This window comes from Bradyrhizobium sp. 604_D8_N2_3, assembly GCF_051810765.1.
GTDB classification, from domain to species: Bacteria; Pseudomonadota; Alphaproteobacteria; order Rhizobiales; family Xanthobacteraceae; genus Bradyrhizobium; species Bradyrhizobium barranii.
This window is the reverse complement of the sequence record NZ_JBPWPM010000001.1, coordinates 5,037,142-5,059,368: the sequence shown is the minus strand read 5'-3', so window position 1 is coordinate 5,059,368 and position 22,227 is coordinate 5,037,142. Positions and strand designations below refer to the sequence as shown.

Annotated in this window: 21 protein-coding genes; 7 read left to right on the top strand and 14 right to left on the bottom strand. The window is 64.2% G+C overall.

Going from position 1 to position 22,227, the window contains the following annotated elements; all coding sequences use genetic code 11:
* Nucleotides 1-16 precede the first annotated feature (16 nt).
* The 8 genes from AB7245_RS24080 to AB7245_RS24045 all read right to left on the bottom strand — a co-directional run bounded on the left by AB7245_RS24080 (nucleotide 17) and on the right by AB7245_RS24045 (nucleotide 8,975).
* Entirely contained in the window at nucleotides 17-658 is a 642-nt protein-coding gene (locus AB7245_RS24080; protein ID WP_085404683.1) for an HAD-IA family hydrolase, read from the bottom strand.
* Between the two features lie 148 nt (nucleotides 659-806).
* Entirely contained in the window at nucleotides 807-1,139 is a 333-nt protein-coding gene (locus AB7245_RS24075; protein WP_144030845.1) for a hypothetical protein, read from the bottom strand.
* Between the two features lie 45 nt (nucleotides 1,140-1,184).
* On the bottom strand, nucleotides 1,185-4,163 hold the full coding sequence (uvrA, locus tag AB7245_RS24070) for an excinuclease ABC subunit UvrA (protein ID WP_354078838.1): 2,979 nt from the start codon (nucleotides 4,161-4,163) through the stop codon (nucleotides 1,185-1,187).
* 303 nt (nucleotides 4,164-4,466) lie between these two features.
* Complete coding sequence (locus AB7245_RS24065; RefSeq protein ID WP_085404686.1) at nucleotides 4,467-5,222, bottom strand: outer membrane protein; 756 nt, start codon at nucleotides 5,220-5,222, stop codon at nucleotides 4,467-4,469.
* Between the two features lie 145 nt (nucleotides 5,223-5,367).
* Nucleotides 5,368-6,132, bottom strand: a complete 765-nt coding sequence (locus tag AB7245_RS24060) for an outer membrane protein (RefSeq protein WP_085404687.1) — start codon at nucleotides 6,130-6,132, stop codon at nucleotides 5,368-5,370.
* A 188-nt stretch (nucleotides 6,133-6,320) separates the two neighbouring features.
* Nucleotides 6,321-7,067: an outer membrane protein gene (locus AB7245_RS24055; protein WP_085404688.1), complete on the bottom strand. Its 747-nt coding sequence runs from the start codon at nucleotides 7,065-7,067 to the stop codon at nucleotides 6,321-6,323.
* 223 nt (nucleotides 7,068-7,290) lie between these two features.
* Nucleotides 7,291-7,980 (bottom strand): outer membrane protein, encoded by a 690-nt coding sequence (locus AB7245_RS24050; protein WP_085404689.1) that lies wholly within the window; start codon nucleotides 7,978-7,980, stop codon nucleotides 7,291-7,293.
* 233 nt (nucleotides 7,981-8,213) lie between these two features.
* Nucleotides 8,214-8,975: an outer membrane protein gene (locus tag AB7245_RS24045; protein ID WP_085404690.1), complete on the bottom strand. Its 762-nt coding sequence runs from the start codon at nucleotides 8,973-8,975 to the stop codon at nucleotides 8,214-8,216.
* 450 nt (nucleotides 8,976-9,425) lie between these two features.
* Here AB7245_RS24045 and AB7245_RS24040 point away from each other — a divergent pair, with 450 nt between their 5' ends.
* The 3 genes from AB7245_RS24040 (at nucleotide 9,426) to gyrA (ending at nucleotide 13,433) form a co-directional block, all read left to right on the top strand.
* Entirely contained in the window at nucleotides 9,426-9,923 is a 498-nt protein-coding gene (locus AB7245_RS24040) for a single-stranded DNA-binding protein (RefSeq protein ID WP_028153432.1), read from the top strand.
* Between the two features lie 201 nt (nucleotides 9,924-10,124).
* Nucleotides 10,125-10,523, top strand: coding sequence for a DUF2306 domain-containing protein (locus AB7245_RS24035; RefSeq protein ID WP_085404692.1), 399 nt, complete (start codon nucleotides 10,125-10,127; stop codon nucleotides 10,521-10,523).
* Between the two features lie 168 nt (nucleotides 10,524-10,691).
* The gene (gyrA, locus tag AB7245_RS24030; RefSeq protein ID WP_085404693.1) at nucleotides 10,692-13,433 is read left to right on the top strand and encodes a DNA gyrase subunit A; all 2,742 of its coding nucleotides are present in this window, start codon (nucleotides 10,692-10,694) and stop codon (nucleotides 13,431-13,433) included.
* An 88-nt stretch (nucleotides 13,434-13,521) separates the two neighbouring features.
* Here gyrA and AB7245_RS24025 read toward each other — a convergent pair whose 3' ends face one another.
* The 6 genes from AB7245_RS24025 to AB7245_RS24000 form a co-directional block, all read right to left on the bottom strand.
* Nucleotides 13,522-13,716 carry a hypothetical protein gene (locus tag AB7245_RS24025; RefSeq protein ID WP_085404694.1) on the bottom strand — a complete coding sequence of 65 codons (195 nt, stop codon included), beginning with the start codon at nucleotides 13,714-13,716 and terminating at the stop codon, nucleotides 13,522-13,524.
* Nucleotides 13,713-14,876 carry a PepSY-associated TM helix domain-containing protein gene (locus tag AB7245_RS24020; protein ID WP_085404695.1) on the bottom strand — a complete coding sequence of 388 codons (1,164 nt, stop codon included), beginning with the start codon at nucleotides 14,874-14,876 and terminating at the stop codon, nucleotides 13,713-13,715. The genes AB7245_RS24025 and AB7245_RS24020 overlap by 4 nt, the downstream gene beginning before the upstream one ends.
* Nucleotides 14,877-14,880: 4 nt before the next feature.
* Entirely contained in the window at nucleotides 14,881-15,027 is a 147-nt protein-coding gene (locus tag AB7245_RS24015) for a hypothetical protein (protein WP_439035043.1), read from the bottom strand.
* A 7-nt stretch (nucleotides 15,028-15,034) separates the two neighbouring features.
* Nucleotides 15,035-17,173 (bottom strand): TonB-dependent siderophore receptor, encoded by a 2,139-nt coding sequence (locus AB7245_RS24010; RefSeq protein WP_439035042.1) that lies wholly within the window; start codon nucleotides 17,171-17,173, stop codon nucleotides 15,035-15,037.
* A gap of 468 nt (nucleotides 17,174-17,641) precedes the next feature.
* The gene (locus AB7245_RS24005) at nucleotides 17,642-19,495 is read right to left on the bottom strand and encodes a potassium transporter Kup (RefSeq protein WP_085404697.1); all 1,854 of its coding nucleotides are present in this window, start codon (nucleotides 19,493-19,495) and stop codon (nucleotides 17,642-17,644) included.
* Between the two features lie 192 nt (nucleotides 19,496-19,687).
* The gene (locus tag AB7245_RS24000; protein ID WP_071913713.1) at nucleotides 19,688-19,945 is read right to left on the bottom strand and encodes a hypothetical protein; all 258 of its coding nucleotides are present in this window, start codon (nucleotides 19,943-19,945) and stop codon (nucleotides 19,688-19,690) included.
* A gap of 249 nt (nucleotides 19,946-20,194) precedes the next feature.
* Between AB7245_RS24000 and coaD the strand changes: the two genes are divergently transcribed.
* Genes coaD through AB7245_RS23980 form a run of 4 tightly spaced genes read left to right on the top strand, consistent with a single transcriptional unit; the run spans nucleotide 20,195 to nucleotide 22,186 of the window.
* Nucleotides 20,195-20,692, top strand: coding sequence for a pantetheine-phosphate adenylyltransferase (coaD, locus tag AB7245_RS23995; protein WP_085404698.1), 498 nt, complete (start codon nucleotides 20,195-20,197; stop codon nucleotides 20,690-20,692).
* Nucleotides 20,693-20,729: 37 nt separating this feature from the next.
* Nucleotides 20,730-21,305, top strand: a complete 576-nt coding sequence (locus AB7245_RS23990; protein ID WP_085404699.1) for a peptidylprolyl isomerase — start codon at nucleotides 20,730-20,732, stop codon at nucleotides 21,303-21,305.
* Between the two features lie 9 nt (nucleotides 21,306-21,314).
* Entirely contained in the window at nucleotides 21,315-21,725 is a 411-nt protein-coding gene (locus AB7245_RS23985) for a hypothetical protein (RefSeq protein ID WP_063983169.1), read from the top strand.
* Nucleotides 21,722-22,186: a peptidylprolyl isomerase gene (locus AB7245_RS23980; protein ID WP_071913717.1), complete on the top strand. Its 465-nt coding sequence runs from the start codon at nucleotides 21,722-21,724 to the stop codon at nucleotides 22,184-22,186. Before AB7245_RS23985 ends, AB7245_RS23980 begins: the two co-directional genes overlap by 4 nt.
* Nucleotides 22,187-22,227: the final 41 nt, after the last annotated feature.

Genomic DNA, 22,227 nt, shown 5'->3' with positions numbered 1-22,227 from the left:
GGGCGCCGATTGCGGATCAGGCCTTGAGCGAAATCCGGCTGACCACGTCTGCGATCTCTTCCATCTGCGCGAACATGTGATCGGGCGCAAGCGCCCGCAGCGCCGCCGGCGCGGCGTAGCCCCAACTCACCGCGCCGCAGGCAATCCCCACCGCCCGCGCCGCCTCGATATCGCGGACCTCGTCGCCGATCGCGATCACGCGGCCTGGCTCCACGCCCGCGCGCCGGATCACGCGGCGGAATTTCGCGGGCTTGCCGAACAGCGATGCCGCGCAGTCGAAATGCGCGAACAGGGCGGCGGAATCGCCGAGCTTCTCGCGCGCATTGGCTTCGCTGTCCGAGGTCACCAGCGCGAGCTGCACGCCGTTCCCGGCCAGCGTCCGCAGCATCGTCTCGACGCCAGCGAACAGGGGAATCTCGCTAGCAGCCTCCGCCTTCAGTCGCCGCGCATGCCGCGCGATCGCCGGCAGCTTCCACAGCGGTACCTCGAGCCGGGCGAGGATCTCGCGCGACGAGGCATGCCGCAGCGCTTCGATTTCGTCATCCGCGACGCGACGAAAATTGAAGCGATCGGCGACATCGTTGATGGTGCGCAGGAACCACGGAAAGCTGTCGGCCAGCGTGCCGTCGAGGTCGAAGATGGCGAGGGAGTAGGGCATTTGAGGCGGGTTTTGGAGTTCGCTGAAAAACGTGATGTGGCGTGCTATTATTTCAGGAGAATTCGAGGACAGTCATGCGACACGAGCGCATTGAAATCAACCCTGCGATCATGGCCGGCAAGGCCGTCAGCCGTGGGACGCATGTGCGTCACCGCAATTTGCGCACGTGAACATTGATGTCGAGATCGATGTTGCTGACGCAGGTCTGCGTAGTCCGGTGAGAGCCGCCCTCGTGCCAGTGGCCATCGCGCGTGCGGGCGTTGGTGATATTGGCGAGCTTCAGGCATCGCCATTGCGGCAGAGGTCCGCTGCTCTCACCGCCAAATTGCCAGGCGAGGACGGCTTCCTCACCCATCTTGTTGGTGCCGAGGATGTGGGGGCAGAGCTCGCGATAGCGCCCCTCGTAGATGCAGGTTACCTGCTGCTCGGCGAGGATTGCCTTGCTGAAGAGCGTGTAGGTGCGGCTGGGCATCGCGGACACATGCAGACTTTCCCCGATGATCCCGCGGACGAGGCGGAGTGAATTCTACTCCGCCGCCTCGCTCGTGCTCCGCCGCTTCGGCTTCCGTGCCTTCTTCAGCACCGGCTCCAGAAACTTCCCCGTGTAGCTCCGCGGCGCTTTCGCAATGTCTTCCGGCGGGCCCCAGGCGACGATCTCGCCGCCGCCGTCGCCGCCTTCGGGGCCGAGGTCGATGACCCAGTCGGCGGTCTTTATGACTTCGAGATTGTGCTCGATGACGACGACCGTGTTGCCCTGGGCGACCAGCTCGTGCAGCACCTCCAGCAACTTCTTGACGTCGTGGAAGTGCAGGCCAGTGGTCGGCTCGTCCAGGATGTAGAGCGTGCGCCCGGTGGCGCGCTTTGACAGTTCCTTGGCCAGCTTGACGCGCTGGGCTTCGCCGCCCGACAGGGTTGTGGCCTGCTGGCCGACATGGATGTAGTCGAGGCCGACGCGGTGCAGGGTCTGGAAGGTTTCGCGCACGCGCGGCACCGCCTTGAAGAAGTCGGCGGCTTCCTCGACGGTCATGTCAAGCACGTCGGCGATGCTCTTGCCCTTGAACAGGACCTCCAGCGTCTCGCGATTGTAACGCTTGCCCTTGCAGACGTCGCAGGTGACGTAGACGTCGGGCAGGAAGTGCATCTCGATCTTGATGACGCCGTCGCCCTGGCAGGCCTCGCAGCGGCCGCCCTTGACGTTGAAGGAGAAGCGGCCGGGCTCGTAGCCGCGCGCCTTCGCTTCGGGCAGGCCGGCGAACCATTCGCGGATCGGCGTGAAGGCGCCGGTGTAGGTCGCGGGGTTCGAGCGCGGGGTGCGGCCGATCGGCGACTGGTCGATGTCGATGATCTTGTCGATGTGCTCGAGACCCTCGATGCGATCGTGGGGTGCGGCGCCTTCGCTGGCGTTGTTCAGCTTGCGGGCGATGGCCTTGTAAAGCGTGTCGATCAGCAGCGTCGACTTGCCGCCGCCGGAGACGCCGGTGACGGCCGTGAACAGGCCGAGCGGAATCTCGGCCGTGACGTTCTTGAGGTTGTTGCCGCGCGCGTTGACCACCTTGATGGTGCGGCGATGGTTCGGCGGGCGCCGCTCCGGCACCTCGACCTCGAGCTCGCCGGTGAGATATTTGCCGGTGAGAGATTTCGGGTTGCGCATGATCTCGGCGGGCGTGCCTTCGGCGACGATGTTGCCGCCATGCATGCCGGCGCCGGGCCCGATGTCGAGGACGTAGTCGGCGAGCAGGATCGCGTCCTCGTCATGCTCGACGACGATCACGGTGTTGCCGAGGTCGCGCAGGCGCTTCAGCGTGTCGAGCAGGCGGGCGTTGTCGCGCTGGTGCAGGCCGATCGAGGGCTCGTCCAGCACGTAGAGCACGCCCGTCAGCCCCGAGCCGATCTGCGAGGCGAGGCGGATGCGCTGGCTCTCGCCGCCGGACAGCGTGCCGGAGGAGCGGGACAGAGTGAGGTAGTTGAGGCCGACGTCGAGCAGGAAGGTGAGGCGCTCGCGGATCTCCTTGAGGATGCGGCCGGCGATCTCGTTCTGCTGCGTGTTCAGCGCTTCGGGCACGGTCTCGAACCATTCGCCGGCCTTCCTGACCGACAGCTCCGAGATCTCGCCGATATGCTTGCCGCCGATCTTGACGCAGAGCGCCTCGGGCTTCAGCCGGAAACCCTTGCAGCCCTCGCAGGGGACGTCGTGGAAATATTTTGCGAGCTCCTCGCGCGCCCACTCGCTCTCGGTCTCGCGATAGCGGCGGTTGATGTTGGTGATGACGCCCTCGAACGGCTTCTTGGTGTCGTAGGAGCGGACGCCGTCTTCGTAGGAGAACTTGATCTCATCCTCGCCCGAGCCAAGGAGGATCGCGTTCTGCGTCTTCTTCGGCAGATCCTTCCATTTGGTGGTCAGCGTGAACTTGTAGTGCTTGCCGAGCGCCGTCAGCGTCTGCACGTAGTAGGGCGATGACGACTTGGCCCAGGGCGCGATCGCGCCCTTGCCAATGGCGAGCTCCTTGTCGGGGATGACGAGGTCTTCGTCGACATGCTGCTCGACGCCGAGGCCGCCGCAGGCCGGGCAGGCGCCGTAGGGATTGTTGAACGAGAACAGGCGCGGCTCGATCTCCGGAATCGTGAAGCCGGAGACGGGGCAAGCGAATTTTTCCGAGAACAGGATGCGCTCAGGCCCGCTCTTGTCGTGGATTTTTGCGGTCTTCTTCTTCTCCTCGACGGGCGCGGCCGCTGCAGGCGCATCGGCGAACTCGACGACGGCGAGGCCCTCCGCGAGCTTCAGCGCGGTCTCAAAGCTCTCGGCGAGGCGCTGGCCGATGTCGGCGCGCACCACGATGCGGTCGACCACGACGTCGATGTCGTGCGGAAATTTCTTGTCGAGCGTCGGCGCCTCCGCGAGCTCATGGAAGGTGCCGTCGATCTTGACGCGCTGAAAGCCCTTCTTGAGCCATTCGGCGAGCTCCTTGCGATACTCGCCCTTGCGGCCGCGCACGACGGGGGCGAGCAGATAGAGGCGGGTGCCTTCGGGCAGCGCCAGCACGCGGTCGACCATCTGCGAGACGGTCTGGCTCTCGATCGGCAGACCCGTGGCGGGCGAATAGGGCACGCCGACGCGCGCCCAGAGCAGGCGCATGTAGTCGTAGATCTCGGTGACGGTGCCGACGGTCGAGCGCGGGTTCTTCGACGTCGTCTTCTGCTCGATCGAGATCGCCGGCGACAGGCCGTCGATCTGGTCGACATCAGGCTTCTGCATCATCTCCAGGAACTGACGCGCATAGGCCGACAGCGATTCGACGTAGCGGCGCTGGCCCTCGGCGTAGATGGTGTCGAAGGCGAGCGAGGATTTGCCGGAGCCTGACAGCCCGGTGAACACCACCAGCTTGTCGCGGGGGATCTCGACGTCGACATTCTTGAGGTTGTGCTCGCGCGCGCCACGGATCGTAATTGCGCGCAGGCTGGATCCCGCGTTCTGCTGTTGGCGCTTCGCCTTGATCACTTCATCCATCCGAGTTGCCCTCAAGGAATCCCAAAGGTGCGCGATCGCGCCAACAAAAAAGGCGCGCGTCGCCCGGAACCGGGATCGGCGCCGATGGGTATGGCAGCGAACGTAGGAAGAACGGGAGCAGATTTCCAGTGGCGTGTGCGAATCGTCAACGGATTGTTGGCGCGCTGGCGGCATCTGGCAGGAGCAGGCCCCCCGGAACATGCGAAGGGCCGGCGCGAGGCCAGCCCTTCGTTCGCGTTTGAATGCGGATTTGGGGCAATCCGCACATGATCAGGACTTGGAGGTTCCTGAGGGAGCTTTGTCTCAGTATTTGGCGACGACCGGGCCGCCCCAGCGGTAATTGATGCGGATCAGGCCCATGTCGATATCCTGGCCGATCCGGTCGGTGCGCGGGGCGAAGCCGCCGACGAGCGTTGCGAAGTCGGCGCTGTGATGGCCGAGGAAGACATGGTTGTACTCGCCGCCGACCGACCAGTTCTCGGCAAAGCCCCATTCCACGCCGATGCCGATGGTGTAGCCCCAGCGGGTCTGGTTGACGCTGTTGAACACCGCCGCCGGGACGCCGGGGACGAAGGTGTCGTACTTGTCGTGCGCCACCGCGGCGCCAGCCTTGCCATAGAAGAGCAGGTTGTTGACGGCGTAGCCCATCTGGCCAGTGAACAGGCCGAAGCTGTCGATCTTGGTCTGGTTGGTGAACAGCGGCAGCGCCACGCTGACATTGCTGCCCTTGAAGTCGGCCCAGTTGCCCTGGCCCTCGATGCCGAACACCCAGCGCGACTTCTGCCAGCGATAGCCGAGTTGTCCGCCGATCGTGCCACCGCCCGCATTGTGACAGCCTTCGCCAACGGCCGGATCGACAGCGACGCCGAGCGCGCGGGTCACGCCCCAGCATGCATGGGCCAGCCCGCCGCCGCCGTTGATGCCGACATAGATGCCGCTCCAGTCGTAGAGGGGAACGGCGGCCGCCGGTGCCTTGTAGATCGGTAGATCGGCGGCGGTAGCCGGCGCGACCGCGCCGACTGCGAACAGGCTGACCGCAGCCAGCATCCACGTCTTCATGTCACGTCCCCAACTCGTCAAAGCCATTCGCGGACGCCTTGCGCGCGCCTCACGACTCCAAGACGGTTGGGTGCACCCTCGCGCGAAAACAAAAAGGCCGGCACAAGGCCGGCCTTTCGTAACGCGATGGCGTCGGAGGCGAAGATCAGTATTTGGCGATGAGGGGGCCGCCGAACCTGTAACTGACGCGGGCCGTTGCAATGTCAACGTCCTGGCGGATCCGATCGGCGCGCGAGAACGTGCCGTTGTTGAACGTAAAGCGGTTGTCGCGCGATCCCATGAAGCCGTGCACATAATCGACGCCGACCACGATGTTGGGCGTTACGCCGAAATCGAGGCCAGCACCAACCGCTCCGCCCCAGCGCGTTTCATTCGCCCTGTCGAACACGAAGCCGGTGGCAGTGGTTAAGCCTTCGTATTTGTCGCTCACAACCATCGCACCACCCTTCGCGTAGAACAGCACATTGCTCCAGGCGTAGCCGACCTGGCCGGTCACGAGACCGAAGGCGTTGATCTTCGAGCGGTCTGAGCCGACGCCGCCGGCAGCCAGGCTCGGTCCATTGGAGCCGCTAAGGTGAGCCCAGTCGCCCTGGCCTTCCACGCCGAACACCCACGACGCGCTTTGCCAGCGAAAGCCGGCCTGGCCGCCGGCCACGCCGCCGGTCGCGGTGTGGCAGCCCTCCGATGCGGGGGGAGTGACCGGCGCACCGAGGATGTTGGTAACGATGTCCCAGCAATTATGGCTCCAGCCGCCACCACCGTTGGCGCCGATGTAGAAGCCGCTCCAATCGTAGACCGCGGCGATCATCGGGGCAGGAGCTTTGGTGTAGGGCCTCGCCGCCAGATCGGCCGCCGAAACGGACGTGGTCATCGCGACTATGCCGGCGGCGGCAAGCATAAACTTGTTCAAGACGGACCCCCCACGGCCGAAGTTGTTGCGATCTTCGATACAACCTTTGAGGTGTGACAGTCTGTCACCGGAGGGTCACAGCGCGCCGAAAATGGAACTTGTCCGCAAACGCTCATGCCGTACGCGCGAAAACAAAAAGGCCGGCGCAAGGCCGGCCTTTCGTAACGCGATGGCGTCGGAGGCGACGGTTAGTACTTCGCCACGACCGGGCCGCCGAAGGTGTAGTTCACGCGGACCGTGCCCATGTCGACGTCCTGCTTGATACGGTCGATGCGGTCGTTGATGCCGAGAAACGTGAACGAGTTGTTGCGCTTGCCCATGAACAGATGGTCGTATTCGATGGCAACGGACCAGTTCGGCGCGAAGCCGAATTCGAGGCCGGTGCCGACCGCGCCGCCCCAGCGCGTCTCGCTTGCGCTGTCGAGGACCACGCCGACGACCGTGCCGTTGTACTTGGCATGCGTGACCGCCGCGCCACCCTTCACGTACCAGAGCACATTGTTCCAGGCATAGCCGACCTGGCCGGTGAACAGGCCGATCGCGTCGATCTTGGTCTCGTTGACCAGCGGAGCAAGCGCCACGCTCGTATTCGAGCCCTTCAGATTGGCCCAGTCGCCCTGGGCTTCAAGGCCGAACACCCAGCTGGCCGACTGCCAGCGATAACCGACCTGGCCACCGACGACGCCGCCTGTCGCATTGTGACAGCCTTCAGCCGTGTCCGGACCCGCAACGCCGAAGATATTGTTGACATCCCAGCAGTTGCGGCTCGAAGCGCCGCCGCCGTTGATGCCGAGGTAGAACCCGCTCCAGTTGTAGATCGAGGCCACAGCAATGGGCGCCTTGGTGTAGGGGCGGGCCGCCAAATCGGCCGCCGAGGCGGGAGCCAACGCGCTGAGTGCGAACAGACTGGCCGAGGCCAGCAAAACCTTCTTCATTTCAATTCCCCAGTTTCGTTTCTCTTTGTCGACCAAAAACGGCCGACCCAATGACCCAACCGATGTCATTGCTCTACACCATTGAAGCCGAAGGTTGTGTCACCGGGATACCACAGCTTTCCCCGAAAACGTTGGGAATCGGTTGGCCTGGATCTGGACGCGCGAAAACAAAAAGGCCGGCGCAAGGCCGGCCTTTCGTAACGCGGTGCGTTGGAAGCGAAGCTCAGTACTTCGCGACCACCGGGCCCCCGAAGTGATAGTTCACGCCGACCTGCACGGTGTGGAAGTTGAGCGTGCCGGTGGGCAGGGCGCCCGAGAAGTAGGTCTCGCCGCCGAGGCTGCGATAGAGGTACTCGCCCTTGACCGACCACTGCGGAGCGAAGAACGCCTCGACGCCCGCGCCGACGGTCCAGCCGGAGTGCCACTTGCTGTCCGATGCGGTCAGGCCGAGAGCGGAGAGGGTGATCTTGTTGTCGATCCAGGCGTAGCCGCCGGTGCCGTAGAACAGGACCTGATTGACGGCGTAGCCGATACGGCCGCGCACGGTGCCCATGGCATCGGTCTTCGAGCTCGCCGTTGCGGTCACAACGCCGAATCCGGGAACAACAGTGGCGCCGGTCGCCGAAGCGCTGACGTCAGCCCAGGAACCATCAGCCTCGACGCCGAACACGACGTTGCCGGTCTGCCAGTTGTAGCCGGCGGTGCCGCCGACGAAGCCACCCTTCATCTTCGGGTCGCCGGAACCGTTTTCCCAGGCGCCGCCGCCGACGATACCGAGGTAGAAGCCGGTCCAGTTGTAGACCGAGGCCACCGCCACCGGAGCCTTGGTGTAGGGGCGCGCCGCGAGATCAGCGGCCGAAGCCGGAGCAGCGAGAGCGAACAAACAGGCCGAAGCCAACAAAACCTTCTTCATTTTCAAACTAATCCCAGTCCCGGTTTCTGTTTTTGCCTTCCGTGCGTTCGGAAGGACATCGGACGCCGTGGTCCAACTGATGTCGTGCTTACACGAGCAAAGCCGCAAGTTGCGTCTCCCAAAAGCCACGATAATCGCAAAACGTAACGGTGACTGACCTATAATTCCCGTTGCCCACGCAAAAAGGCCGGCGCGAGGCCGGCCTTTGATCTCCAAGCGATTTCAGAGGGATGTCAGTATCTTGCGATCATCGGACCGCCCCAGCGATAGTTCACGCGGACGAGGCCGATATCGACGTCCTGGCTGATGCGATCGGAGCGTGTGGCAACGCCGAGCGGGGCGAAATTGCCGGATCCGGTGAAGCCGATGGTGCGGTTGCCGAGGAAGATGTGGTCGTACTCGAAGCCCACGGTCCAGTTCGGGGCGAATCCGAACTCGACGCCCGCACCCACGGTGCCGCCCCAACGGGTCTCGTTGGCCCGGTCGAACTCGAGGCCGCTGGCGACGTCGAAGCTGCGGTAGCGATCGCTGACGACGGCGCCGCCGCCCTTCACGTAGACCAGGACGTTGTTCCAGGCGTAACCGACCTGACCGGTAATCAGGCCGAAGGCGTTGATCTTCGAACGATCGCGCAGGCCGCTGATCGCACTGATGTTGTCACCCGAGAAATCGGCCCAGTTGCCCTGGCCTTCGAAGCCGAACACCCAGTTGGCTGACTGCCAGCGGTAGCCGACCTGGCCGCCGACCGTGCCGCCGGTCGCGTTGTGGCAGCCTTCGCCTACGAGAACGCCACCGCCGATATCGACGTCCCAGCACTTGTGGCTGGTGCCGCCGCCGCCGTTGATACCGATGTAGAAGCCGCTCCAGTCGTAGATGGTCGCGATCATCGGTGCCGGAGCCTTGGTGTAGGGACGCGCAGCGAGATCTGCCGCGCTTGCGGGAGCCGACAGCCCCAACGCGATTGCACCAATAGTACCAATCAAAATCTTATTCATTGCAGTCCCCCCAGTTTCTGACCGCTTTTCGAAGTCCCCGAAGCGGCTGATCAGGCGCGACGCCTATAAGAATCTAATTCCGCGGCAAGCGTAGCTTAGGCGGGCGGCGGAGTCCGTCTCCGGAATGCAACAGTCGGGCGGCATCTGAACTGCCTCTAACTTGATGAATGTTAAGCTGTTTTCGCCGTTCTCAGGAATTCGGGGAAATTCCATTTGGCGCAGGCCGTCTTTGTGCAGCGCGGTGTCGTCTTGCCAGCGCAACAAGGTGAGGGGAGTCATAAGAACAAATCTGGAACGAACCGGCCAGGGGTGCTATATGTGGGGATAAGTGGAGGGGTTACGGGCCGATCCGTCCGCGCAAGCGTATAGGGTCGCGTCAACAGGTTGCAGAGGACGCGGGCGCGTCCCGGGCCTTCTAAAATTCAGTGGCATTCGGAGTGGAGAGCGGCGATGGCGGGAAGCGTCAACAAGGTCATTCTGGTTGGAAATCTCGGCAAGGATCCCGAAATCCGCCGCACCCAGGACGGGCGGCCGATCGCGAATTTGAGCATCGCCACCTCGGAGACCTGGCGCGACAAGAATAGCGGCGAGCGCAAGGAAAAGACCGAGTGGCATCGCGTCGTGATCTTCAATGAAGGGCTCTGCAAGGTCGCCGAGCAGTACCTGAAGAAGGGCGCGAAGGTTTACATCGAGGGCGCGCTCCAGACCCGCAAATGGACCGACCAGAGCGGCGCCGAGAAGTACTCCACCGAGGTCGTGCTCCAGGGCTTCAACTCGACCCTGACGATGCTCGACGGCCGCGGCGGCGGTGGAGGCGGCAGCTTCGGCGACGAGCCGGGCGGCGATTTCGGCTCCTCCGGTCCCGTCAGCAGCGCGCCGCGCCGTGCCGTTGCCGCCGGCGGCGGCGGTGGCCGCAACAGCGACATGGACGACGACATCCCGTTCTGAGACGGGCGGGGCGCTTCGCCCCTGATGTCACCTTGCTCGCGTAGAGAGACAGGATTCCTTACCAATTGGCGGGCAAAGCTCGGTTTTTCCGGGCTTGCCTCATGTGCTGCCTCAGGCCTTTGACGAGGCGTGATGTGAATGATATTAACTTGATGTTAATTCTATTCACATTGGTCGGCCGTCGATCGGAGAAAGCCCTGCATGAGCGTTGCGCCGCTGCTTGAGGCTGCTCCAGCGATCCCGCTGCATGCCTTTGCCGCCATGGCCGCCTTCGTGCTCGGCCTTGTCCAGTTTGCTGCCCCCAAGGGAACGCTGCCGCACCGGACGATCGGCTGGATCTGGGTGGCGCTGATGGCGGTGGTGGCGGCCTCGTCGTTCTGGATCCACCAGATCCGTCTGATCGGGCCGTTCAGCCCGATCCATCTCCTGTCGATCTTCACGCTGGTGATGCTACCGCTCGCGGTGTGGCGGGCGCATACCCATCGGGTCGCCGATCACCGGCGTATCATGATCATGACGTTCATCGGCGCGCTCGTGATTGCCGGGCTGTTCACGCTTGTGCCTGGACGGATCATGCACCGGGTGATTTTCGGAGCCTAGGACGTGGTTCCCGGCGGCTCATTCCGGCTTCGCTCGAGGCAGTGGTGCTGAGCTCGTAAGTCTCTGGAAAAACAGTCGGAAAAACCGCTTCCCCAGACCTCGCAAGGGTGGTTATCAGGGGGGCGATGCGCTATATGATTCCCAGATAAAATCTCACCGGATTTCCCCTTGGCTGACGACGACAACAAGCCCGGCGACCAGCCGGCGCAACCCTCGGACATTCGTCCCGTTTCCATCTACGAGGAGATGAAGAAGTCCTACCTCGATTACGCGATGAGCGTGATCGTGGCGCGTGCGCTGCCCGATGCGCGCGACGGGTTGAAGCCGGTTCATCGTCGCATCCTCTACTCGATGAACGAGCAGGGGCACACGCCCGACAAGAAGTACGTCAAGTCGGCGCGCGTGGTCGGTGACGTCATCGGTAAATATCATCCGCATGGCGACCAGTCGATCTACGACGCCATGGTCCGGATGGCGCAGGACTTCTCGATGCGCGTGCCGCTCATCGACGGCCAGGGCAATTTCGGCTCGGTCGACGGCGATCCCCCGGCCGCCTATCGGTACACCGAAGCGCGACTGACGAAGGTGGCGTTGGCTCTGCTGGCCGACATCGACAAGGACACCGTCGACTTCCAGCCGAACTACGACAACAACGAAACCGAGCCGTCGGTCCTGCCGGCCAAGTTCCCGAACCTCCTGGTCAACGGGGCGGGCGGCATCGCGGTCGGCATGGCCACCAACATCCCGCCGCACAATCTCGGTGAGGTCATCGACGCCTGCGTCGCGTTGATCGATAATCCTGCGCTCACCATCGAGGAACTCATCAACATCGTTCCGGGACCGGATTTCCCGACCGGCGGCGTCATTCTCGGACGCGCGGGCATCCGCGCCGCCTACCACCTCGGCCGCGGCTCCATCGTCATGCGCGGCAAGGTCGCGATCGAGACCATCCGCAAGGAGCGCGAGGCGATCATCATCACCGAGATTCCCTACCAGGTGAACAAGGCGACGATGGTCGAGCGCATCGCCGAGCTGGTCAAGGAAAAGAAGATCGAGGGCATCGGCGACCTGCGCGATGAATCCGACCGCGACGGCTACCGTGTCGTCATCGAATTGAAGCGCGACGCCGTGCCGGATGTGGTGCTGAACCAGCTGTACAGGTTCACGCCGCTGCAGACGAGCTTCGGCGTCAACATGGTGGCGCTCGACAGCGGACGTCCGCGGATCATGCATCTGAAGGACCTGCTGGCGATCTTCGTCGATTTCCGCGAGCGGGTCGTCACGCGGCGCACCAAGTTCCTGCTCGCCAAGGCGCGCGATCGCGCCCACATCCTGGTCGGTCTGGCGATCGCGGTCGCCAATATCGACGAGATGATCCGCGTCATCCGGACCTCGCCCGACCCGACCACTGCCCGCGACACCCTGATGGCGCGCGACTGGCCGGCACGGGACGTCGAGGACATGCTGACGCTGATCGACGATCCGCGTCACCGCATCAGCGAGGACGGCACGATCCGGCTGTCGATGGAGCAGGCGAGGGCCATTCTCGACCTGCGCCTTCAGCGCCTCACCGCGCTCGGCCGCGACGAAATCCGCGACGAGCTCGACAAGCTCGCCGGCGAGATCGCCGACTATCTCGACATCCTGCGCTCGCGCGCCCGCGTGCTGGGCATCATCAAGACCGAGCTCGCCGAGGTGAAGGCCGAGTTCGCGACCCCGCGCCGCACCGTGATCATCGAGCAGGAGGGCGAGGTCGAGGACGAGGACCTGATCCAGCGCGAGGATATGGTCGTCACCGTCTCCCACGCCGGCTACGTCAAGCGCGTGCCGCTGTCGGCCTACCGGGCGCAGCGCCGCGGCGGCAAGGGTCGCGCCGGCATGCAGACCCGCGACGAGGATTTCGTCAGCCGCCTGTTCGTGGCGTCGACGCACACACCGGTGCTGTTCTTCTCGTCGCGCGGCCAGGTCTACAAGGAGAAGGTGTGGCGCCTGCCGATGGCCGCGCCGAACGCGCGCGGCAAGGCGCTGATCAACATCCTGCCGCTGGAGCAGGGCGAGCGCATCACCACCATCATGCCGCTGCCGGAAGATGAATCGACCTGGGGCAACCTCGACGTGATGTTCGCCACCACCGGCGGCAACGTCCGGCGCAACAAGCTGTCCGACTTCGTCGACGTCCGCCGCTCCGGCATCATCGCCATGAAGCTGGACGAGAATGAAGCGATCGTGGACGTGCAGATCTGCACCGAGCACGACGACGTGCTTTTGACCGGCGCCGGCGGCCAGTGCATCCGCTTCCCCGTCACCGACGTGCGCGTCTTCACCGGGCGCACCTCGATGGGTGTGCGCGGCATTGCGCTTGGCGAGGGCGACAAGGTGATCTCGCTGGCGATCCTGCGCCACATGGAGACCACCTCGGACGAACGTTCGGCCTATTTGAAGATGCGTCGTGCGGTGGCCGGCGAAGCCGTGGTCGACGAGGCTCCGGCGGATGCCGAGGCCGAAGAGACAACCTCCGGCAGCTTCCAGCTCCCGCAGGAGCGCTATGTCGAGATGTCGGCGGCCGAGCAGGTCGTGCTCACCGTCTCCGTCAACGGCTACGGCAAGCGGACCTCGTCCTACGAGTACCGCACCACTGGCCGCGGCGGCAAAGGCATCGTCGCCATGAGCGTCAACAACCGCAACGGCAATCTGGTGGCCTCCTTCCCCGTGGAAGACGCCGACCAGATCATGCTGGTCACGGACAAGGGCCAGCTCATCCGCTGCCCGGTCGAAGGCATCCGCGTCGCCGGTCGCTCGACCCAGGGCGTGATCGTGTTCGACACCGCCGAGGACGAGCACGTCGTCTCGGTCGAGCACATCACGGAAGAGGCCGATAGCGGGAACGGCGAGAACGGGAACGGTTCGTAGATCGAGCCGATCCCGTCAGGTGTCGTCCCCGTTGACGGTTGCAATCAACCGGATAGGTCCGGCACGGCACAACGCGCCGGTGTCCGGCCTATGATCCTGGAAGATGCGGCTGGCGCGATGCCTTCCAGCCGAGCACGGCCAGCGGAATTGCCAGTGTTGCCCAGGACAGCGCGTCCCAGCCATCGTCGCCGAACAGCGCCGACGCCAGCCCGACAAGGATGAGCCCCCCGAGCAGGAGCGGCCAGCGAAAGATCTCGTCCATGGTGTGGCGCTCGCGCTTCATGGACGGATCCCGGATGTCGCTACGACAGGCGGCCCGTCCTGCGCGCGCGTGGTGACGCGAGGCGATTTGCGCTTGCCGAGCCAGAGATAGACGCCGCTGGCAAGCACGACGATCGCGGCAAGATCGAACAGCGCCCAGATGATCTTCAGCGGCAGGCTGCCGTAGTCCCCGAAATGAAGCGGGCGCGATACCTGCAACGCCCTGAGATACCACGGCAAGCCACGCGCGGTGACGAGCTGCCCGGTTTCGGCGTCGAGCATCGCGGGCGTGAACAGGCGCGAGGTGATCGGCGTCGTGCCCTTGGTCCAGACGATGAAGTGCCGTGGTGTCCCAAACCTTGCGACCGTCGGAAAGATGATGCTGGCCGGCGTATTGCCGTCGAGCGCCCGACGTGCTGCGGCCATGACGTCGTCGACGTCGGCCCATTTCGCAAGCGGCGGCTTGCCCAAGTGCGGCGCGATCAGCTCCGGCATCACCTCCGCGCGCCAGGCGGAGAACAGCGGCAACGATATCGTGTTGATGACACCGGTGACGCCGACGGCAAGCAGCCATATGAGAGTCACTCCGCCGATCAGATTGTGCAGGTCGAGCCATTTCACCCGCGACGCGCCGATACGACGCACCGTGCCGAAGTTGAGCCGGCGCATGAAGGGCGCGTAGAGCATGATGCCGGAAACGATCGCGATGACAAACAACAGGCCCATGACGCCGAGAAACAGTTCACCCGGCAACCCCAAGAACATGTCGCGGTGGAATATGCGGATGGCGCTCATCAGGCCGCCCTGCTGCGTGTCTTCGCCGATCAGTTCGGCGGTCCTGGAATCGAACGACAGTTTCAGGAAACGTTGGCCGGGGGGAGCTTCGGGCGTAGCCGAGAGGAATACGTTGACGACGTTGGCGCGATCGTCGTCCCAGCCGAGCACCTGGAGGTAGCGCTGCGGATAGCGCGCCTTGGCGGCGTCGACCAGCCGGCTTAGCGGAGCCTGCGGAGTATCCGCCGGGAGCTCCCGGGCCGAGGCTTCCGACTTGAAGAGCTCGTCGATCTCGTCATGAAAGATCAGTGGGAGCCCGGTGATGCAAAGCATCAGGAGGAATAGCGTGCAGACCAGGCTGGTCCATTTGTGGACCAGCGACCACCATTTGACTGACTGTGCTGTCATCCTCTCACCACCGGTAGGTCAGCGTCGCCAGCACCGTGCGCCCCAGCGCCCAGCGGCAGCCGCCGGCCGTGCATAACGAGACATAGGTCTTGTCGAACACGTTGTTGACGTTCACCGCCGCACTGAGGCCCTTCCACTGCTGATACCGCATCCCGAAATCATAGGACAGCACCGCATCGAACACCGTGCTGGCCGGCACCGTGGCGGCGGGCAGGAAGACGCCCGGCACGATGGTCGGAACCGTCAGATTGTTGGCGTTGGTCGTGTACGTAGCGGACGCCGCCGCCGAAGCCGAACCCGGTGGCAGGACCGCCCTGCACCAGATAGTTGGCCCAGAGCGAGGCGGTGTGCATCGGGACGTTGGCGAGCCGCTTGCCGAAATTCACGTCCTGGGGCGAGCTGATCCGGTTGTCGAGATAGGAGTACTGCCCGCGCAGGCTCAGGCCGGGCAGGGGGCTGCCGACGACGGATCCTTCGAACCCGCGCGAGCTGACCTCGCCAACCTGCGCCGTGGTGTTGGCGGGAATGCCGGGGCCGCTGATGACCGTTGCCACGTTCTGCTGCTTGAGATCGTAGACCGCGGCAGTGAACATCAGATTGGTCCCGACCGGCTGATACTTCACGCCGCCTTCATACTGCTCGCCGGTGGTCGGCTTGAACGGCTGGCCGTTCAGCAGCGTGCCGACCGAGGTCGGCTGGAACGAGGTCGAGTAGCTGACATAGGGCGCAATGCCGTTGTCGAAATTGTAGATCGCGCCAATGCGGCCGGTTGGCTTCTGGTCGTCGTTCAGGACGCGAACGCCGGTGTTCTGCGCCAGGGTATTACCCTCGGCCCAGTCGTAGCGGACTCCGCCGAGCACGGTGAGCCGGCCGAGCCTGGCCTCGTCCTGGACGTAGAGGCCGCGCTGCGACAGGTGCTGGTCGAGGTTCTGGAAGAGCGCCGTGGGGACGGCGATGCTCTGCGTGTAATTCGGCGCCAGGATGTCGAGCGTGTTGGTGGCCGCGAAGCGGGCGAGATTGTTGAAGTCGAACCGCTGGTAGTCGACCCCTGCGAGGACCGTATGCTGCAACGGTCCCATGTTGAACTTGGCCTGGAGCTGGTTGTCGGCAGCGAATGTGTCGAGGTTCTCGTTGGTCGAAAAGTAGCTCCGGTTGATCGTGCGGCCGTCGACCAGCCGGAGCGTGCCGCCCGCGCCCGTCGTCGTGAACCCGCCGGGCTGCACCTCGACATAGCTGAGCTCATTGTTCAGGTAGCGTACGTTCTGGCGCACCGTGAAGACGTCGTCGAAACGATGCTCGAACTCGTAGCCGGCGGTTGCCTGCTTGTATTTGAGAGTCTCGTAGTTGAGATCGCCGGCAAAGAAATTGCGCGGGATCTGCCCGAACGTCCCCGGCACCAGCGTGCCCTGGATCGGCAAGAGCGCGAAGGCACCACCCTTCGGGTCCTGCCGGTAGCTCGTCAGGAAGGTGATGGTGGTGTCGATACTCGGACGCCACGTCCAGGCCGGCGCGATCGAAAATCTTTGCTCGCCGATATTGTCGACCTGGGTGTCGGCGTTGAGGCCGATACCGGTGACGCGGTAGAGCAGCGTCTTGTCCTTGTCGACGGGGCCGCCGACATCGAAGGCGCCCTGGATCCGGTTGAACGAGCCGGTTTGCAGGGAGACTTCTCCGAACGGATTTTCAGTCGGGCGCTTGCTGACGAGGTTGAGGATGCCGCCGGGCGAGGCGGCGCCGTAGAGAATTGATGCCGGCCCGGTGATCACCTCGGCGCGCTCGAGCAAATAGGGATCGACCCGCGGCGCACCGAACGGTCCGCCCTGGAGCCGCAGCCCGTCCAGATATGTTTCGAGGCTGAAGCCGCGAGCGCTGACGTTCTGAAAGCGGAAATCGGTATCGTTGCTGAAATAGATTCCTGGCGCGTAGCGCAAGAGGTCGCGGATGCTCTGCGCCTGCCGCACATTCATTTCGTCGCGAGTGATGACGGCGATCGATGCCGGCGTCGACATGATCGGCGCATCCGTCTTGGTGGCGCCGGAGGCGCGGGTGGCGACGAACCCGTTGGTGCCGGCGTTGACGCGCGCTGCTGTTCCCACCAGCGCTTGGAGCTCCGGCTGTACTGTCGAACGGTTGGCCTGTTGAGCGGACCGCTGGCTCGCACTGCGCCGCGCCGATGCGTTGCGCCGGACCTGGACCGGACGTTGCGCGCGCTGAACGGGTGCGTTGACCGTCACCGGCGGCAACGCGGATGCACCGGACTGGCCGGCGGTCTGCGCGTTCACCGGCGTGACGGCCATCAGCAAGCAGCCAAGCGCGAGTGCGCTGGCTGTGCTCTTGAAAGTGTTCCTTAAAAAATAGTCCGCACGACCACGCAGGCCGTGTCCATCGCATTCCATGTCAGCGCCCCATCCGGCGATCGCCGCGCCGGCGGGATGATCCTTCTGACCTCACGCGACTTCGCACCCGCGCGCGTGTTAGATGGCGACACTGCGAGCGTCGAGTTGGACGAATTTTGAATCACTCGAAACGTCATAATTGGAGGCATTCTTAGAACTTCTAAAAAAGCGAAGCTAACTGATCGACAAAACATTGGAATTTGTTGCTGCGTATGGCTGGTGATGGGCCAGACAAGATTGAGGTGCGCGCGAATGTCGCACACTCCCGGGTAAGCGGGCGTGACGAGCTCTACCTGTCGGTGATCGGCATCTCATCGAGACGCGTGGTGCGAAGCCTGCCTTGCCCTGAACGGGCAATCCACACGATGATCAGATCTCCAGCTCGGTCCCGAACTCCACCACCTGCCTGGTCGGCACGCCGAAGAACGCGGCGGAGCGTTCGGCGTTGCGCTGGAGGAAGGCGAACAGGCCTTCGCGCCAGACCCACATGCCCGGAATGTCCTCGCTCGGGATGATGGTCTCGCGGCCGACATAGTAGGTGATGTCGGAGAGGTCGATGCCGGGCAGCTTGCCTTGGCGGCAGGCGAGCGTCAGGCCGGCATAGATCGTCGGATTCTGCATGAAACCGTAATGCAGGACCACGCGGGTGATACCGGGAACGATCTCGATCACCTCGGCGCGGTCTTCATCGGTGATGTGCGGGGATTCCTCGATCAGCACAGTGACGAGGACGATGCGCTCATGCAGCACGTGGTTGTGCTTGACGAATTGCGTCAGCGCCAGCGGCACGCCGCGCGGGGCGGATGCCAGGAAGACGGCGGTCCCGGGCAGTCTGGCCCTGCACTTGTTGACCGCGGTCTCGATCAGGTCCTCCTCGGGCTGGCGCAGCTTCGCGCGCGCCGCCTCGACCAGCTTCACGCCGCTGCGCCAGGTCAGCATCATGAAGGCGACGAGGGCCGCGAGCAGCAGCGGAAACCAGCCGCCCTCGAACAGCTTGATCGAATTGGCGGAGAAGAAGATCACGTCGATCACGAAGAAGAAGCCGTTGACGGCGACCACGATCCACGGCGAATAGCCCCACTGGATCGCGACCAGGGCCGCGAGCAGCGTGGTGATCGCCATCAGCAGCGACACCGCGATGCCGTAGGCGCCGGCGAGTGCTTCCGAGGTGCCGAAGCTCAGGACCGCGCCGAGCGTTGCTGCAGCGAGCAGCCAGTTCACCAGCGGCACGTAGATCTGGCCCATCGCGTGGCTCGTGGTGTGGCGGATCTGCATGCGCGGCAGGAAGCCGAGCTGGATCGATTGCTGGGTCAGCGAGAACACGCCGGAGATGATCGCCTGCGAGGCGATCACGGTCGCGAGCGCCGAGAAGGCGACCAGCGGATAGTGCAGGGCGTCCGGGCAGAGCTGAAAGAAGGGGTTCTCGATCATCGCGGGATCGGTGATCAGCAGCGCGGCCTGCCCAAAATAGTTCAGCACCAACGCGGGCAGGCAGATCGCGAACCAGGCGAGCCGGATCGGGAAGCGGCCGAAATGCCCCATGTCGGCGTACATGGCTTCGCCGCCGGTCACCGCCAGGAAGGCGGCGCCGAGGATCGCGAAGGAGATGTGGAAGTCCTGGTGGATCAGGAAGTTGAAGGCATAGAGCGGGCTCAGTGCCGCGAGCACAGCCGGGGCCTTGACGATGCCGTGGACGCCGAGCGCGGCCAGCACGAAGAACCAGGCCAGCATCACCGGCCCGAAGATGCGGCCGATGAAGCCCGTGCCCTGCTTCTGGATCATGAACAGCCCGATCAGGATGGCGACGGTGATGGGCACGACGACCGGCGCGAGCGAGGGCGCATCGACCTTGAGGCCTTCGATGGCTGAGAGCACCGAGATCGCCGGGGTGATCGCGCCGTCGCCATAAAGGAGAGCAGCGCCGACGAGGCCGACCACCAGGAGATGCGCGCGCCAGGTGCCGGACTGGGCGTGGCGGGCGTGGAGCAGCGCCAGCAGCGCGACGATGCCGCCTTCGCCGCGATTGTCCGCGCGCAGGATCAGAAGCGCATATTTCAGCGAGATGATCAGCAGCAGGGCCCAGAGGATCAGCGAGGCAACGCCCAGGACAGCTTCGGGAGTCACCGTAGCGCCATGGGCGGCCGCCTTGGCGGCTTCCTTCAGGGCGTAGAGGGGGCTGGTGCCGATATCGCCATAGACCACCCCGAGGGCGCCCATGGTCATGGCAATCGGCAGAGGGTCAGGGTGATGGCCGGAAACGACTGCGGGCGTACTGGACAAGGTCGACCCCCCGATGGGATCGCGCCCGCCGGGCCATTCCGACGGGCGCGAGTATCAGACAGTCTGCGACGAGACGTCGCAAATATCCATGGGATTTATCTCGGGGTTTATATAACGCGAAGCTGACAGGTTCGACTACGGGGTCCGGTCGGCGGTCACGAGACGCGCCTCGCGGATATTGGCCTTGGTGCCGGCCTGGCGCAGGCAGGACGCCTCGAAGTTCGGCCAGGCCTGCTGCGAGCAGTCCTTGCCGACGGTGCGGATATCGAGACGGTCGCTCTTGGCCAGCGGCTGCGGGACGCTCGCCTCGACGGTCGGAGCGAAACCGGGAAGGACGGTGAGAGCGGCGGCAACGAACGCAGCAATAGCGATGGCCGAGATGGTCTTGATCATTGACGGTCCCCTGTGATGCGGCCGCTACGCCCAGTTGTGCGGCCCGTCATTCGTTGGGTGGATTAGTAACCATGGCCAGTTTCCGGACGTCTTCGCGGACGCCCGAAATGGTTTCGTTCGCACTTCGTTTTGTTTCATGGCCGTCCCGAGGACGAAACAATTCGGGGGATTCCGACTCGGCGCCGCCGAAAAACCGGCAGGGAACCCGTCTGGCTTGCCGGGCCGGGCCGGGCGCGGTAGGACGGGGACATGCCGCGTATCGCCTTCTATCCGGGTTCCTTTGACCCCATCACCAACGGCCATCTGGACGTGGTCCGGAACAGTGTCCCCCTGTGCGATCGGCTCGTGGTCGCGATCGGGGTCCATCCCGGCAAGAAGCCGCTGTTCTCAACCGAGGAGCGGCTCAAGATGCTCCATGACGTCTGCGGGCCGGTCGCGGCCCAGGTCGGCTGTACGCTTGAGGCCGTGACCTACGACGATCTTGCGGTCACCGCGGCACGCAGGCACGGCGCGACTGTCATGATTCGGGGTCTGCGCGATGGCACCGACCTCGACTACGAGATGCAGCTCGCCGGGATGAACGGCGCCATGGCGCCCGACGTCCAAACCGTGTTCCTGCCGGCCTCTCCGGCCGTCCGCCCAATTACCGGCACGTTGGTGCGTCAAATCGCGGCCATGGGCGGAGATATCTCGACCTTCGTGCCGCCGCTCGTCGCCAACCTGCTCAAGGCCAAATTCGCCGGATAACGGCGCAATTCTTCATCCTACCTGATCCGGAGTTCTCATGATCCGTCGTCTCGCAATTCTTGCCACGATCTTTGCCGCGCTCTTCAGCGCGGTCCCGGCGGTGGCGCAGCAATTGCCGGCCAATCTCGACAAGGCCAACGCCATCGTCATCGACACCACCAAGGGCCGCATCGTCATCAAGCTGCGGAACGACATTGCGCCCCAACATGCCGAGCGCATCAAGCAGCTCGCGCGCGAGGGCTATTACAACAACGTGCCCTTCCATCGCGTCATGGACGGCTTCATGGCCCAGACCGGCGACGGCGAGAAATTCAACGGCACCGGCGGCTCGAAATATCCGAACCTGAAGCAGGAATTCTCCAAGGTTCATTTCGCCCGCGGCATCGTCGGGATGGCGCGGCGCGGCGACAGCGTCGACAGCGCCAACTCGCAGTTCTTCATCATGTTCGCGGACGGCGGCAGCCTCGATAACCAGTACACCGTGATCGGCGAGGTCGTGCAGGGCATGGACGTCGTCGACAAGCTGAAGAAGGCACCGCCCGGTTCGGCCGGCGGCGCCGTCGCCGATCCCGACAAGATGGTGAAGGTCCAGGTCGCTTCCGACATCAAATAGGATGGGGCCATGGCGCGCTATGGCAATAGGCTTCTGCTGGCTGCCGCGCTGCTGCTTTCAGGCGTTTCCGGCGCGGCCGCCGGAGACGCAGAGGTCAACACCATCCAGGACATCTTCCAGCACTTGCGGACCTGCTGGAAGCCGCCGCCGCCCAGCAAGGCTCGCCCTATCGACATCACCGTCGTCGTGAGCTTTAACCGGGCCGGAAACATTTTGGGCCATCCGAGGATTACCTATGAATCCGCGGAGGCCTCCGACAATGACCGGCTGCAATACCGGGTCGCCGTGATGGAGGCGCTGCAACGCTGCACGCCGATGCCATTTACCGATGCAATGGCCGGCGCCGCCGCGGGACGTCCATTCGCGATCCAGTTCCGTAACCGGAAGACTTCACCCCCAACGCAAGAGAGACGAGCATGAGCGTCACCGAAAACACCCTGATCCTCGAGACCACGCAGGGCCCCGTCACCATCGAGATGCGGCCCGATCTCGCGCCCGGCCACGTCGCGCGCATCAAGGAACTGGTCCGCGAGGGCTTTTACGACGGCATCGTGTTCCACCGCGTGATCGAGGGCTTCATGGCGCAGACCGGCTGCCCGCAGGGCACCGGCACCGGCGGCTCCGGCAAGAAGCTGAAGGCGGAATTCAACAAGGAACCGCATGTGCGCGGCACCACCTCGATGGCCCGCGCCGCCAGCCCCGATTCCGGCGACAGCCAGTTCTTCATCGTCTTCGACGACGCCCGCTTCCTCGACAACCAGTACACGGTGTGGGGCAAGGTCACCGAGGGCATGGAGAACGTCGACAAGATCAAGCGCGGCGAGCCCGTCCAGAACCCCGACAAGATCGTCAAGGCGCGGATGGCCGCGGACGCGGAGTGACCGCTCAACCCTCATCCTGAGGAGCGCGGAACGCGCGTCTC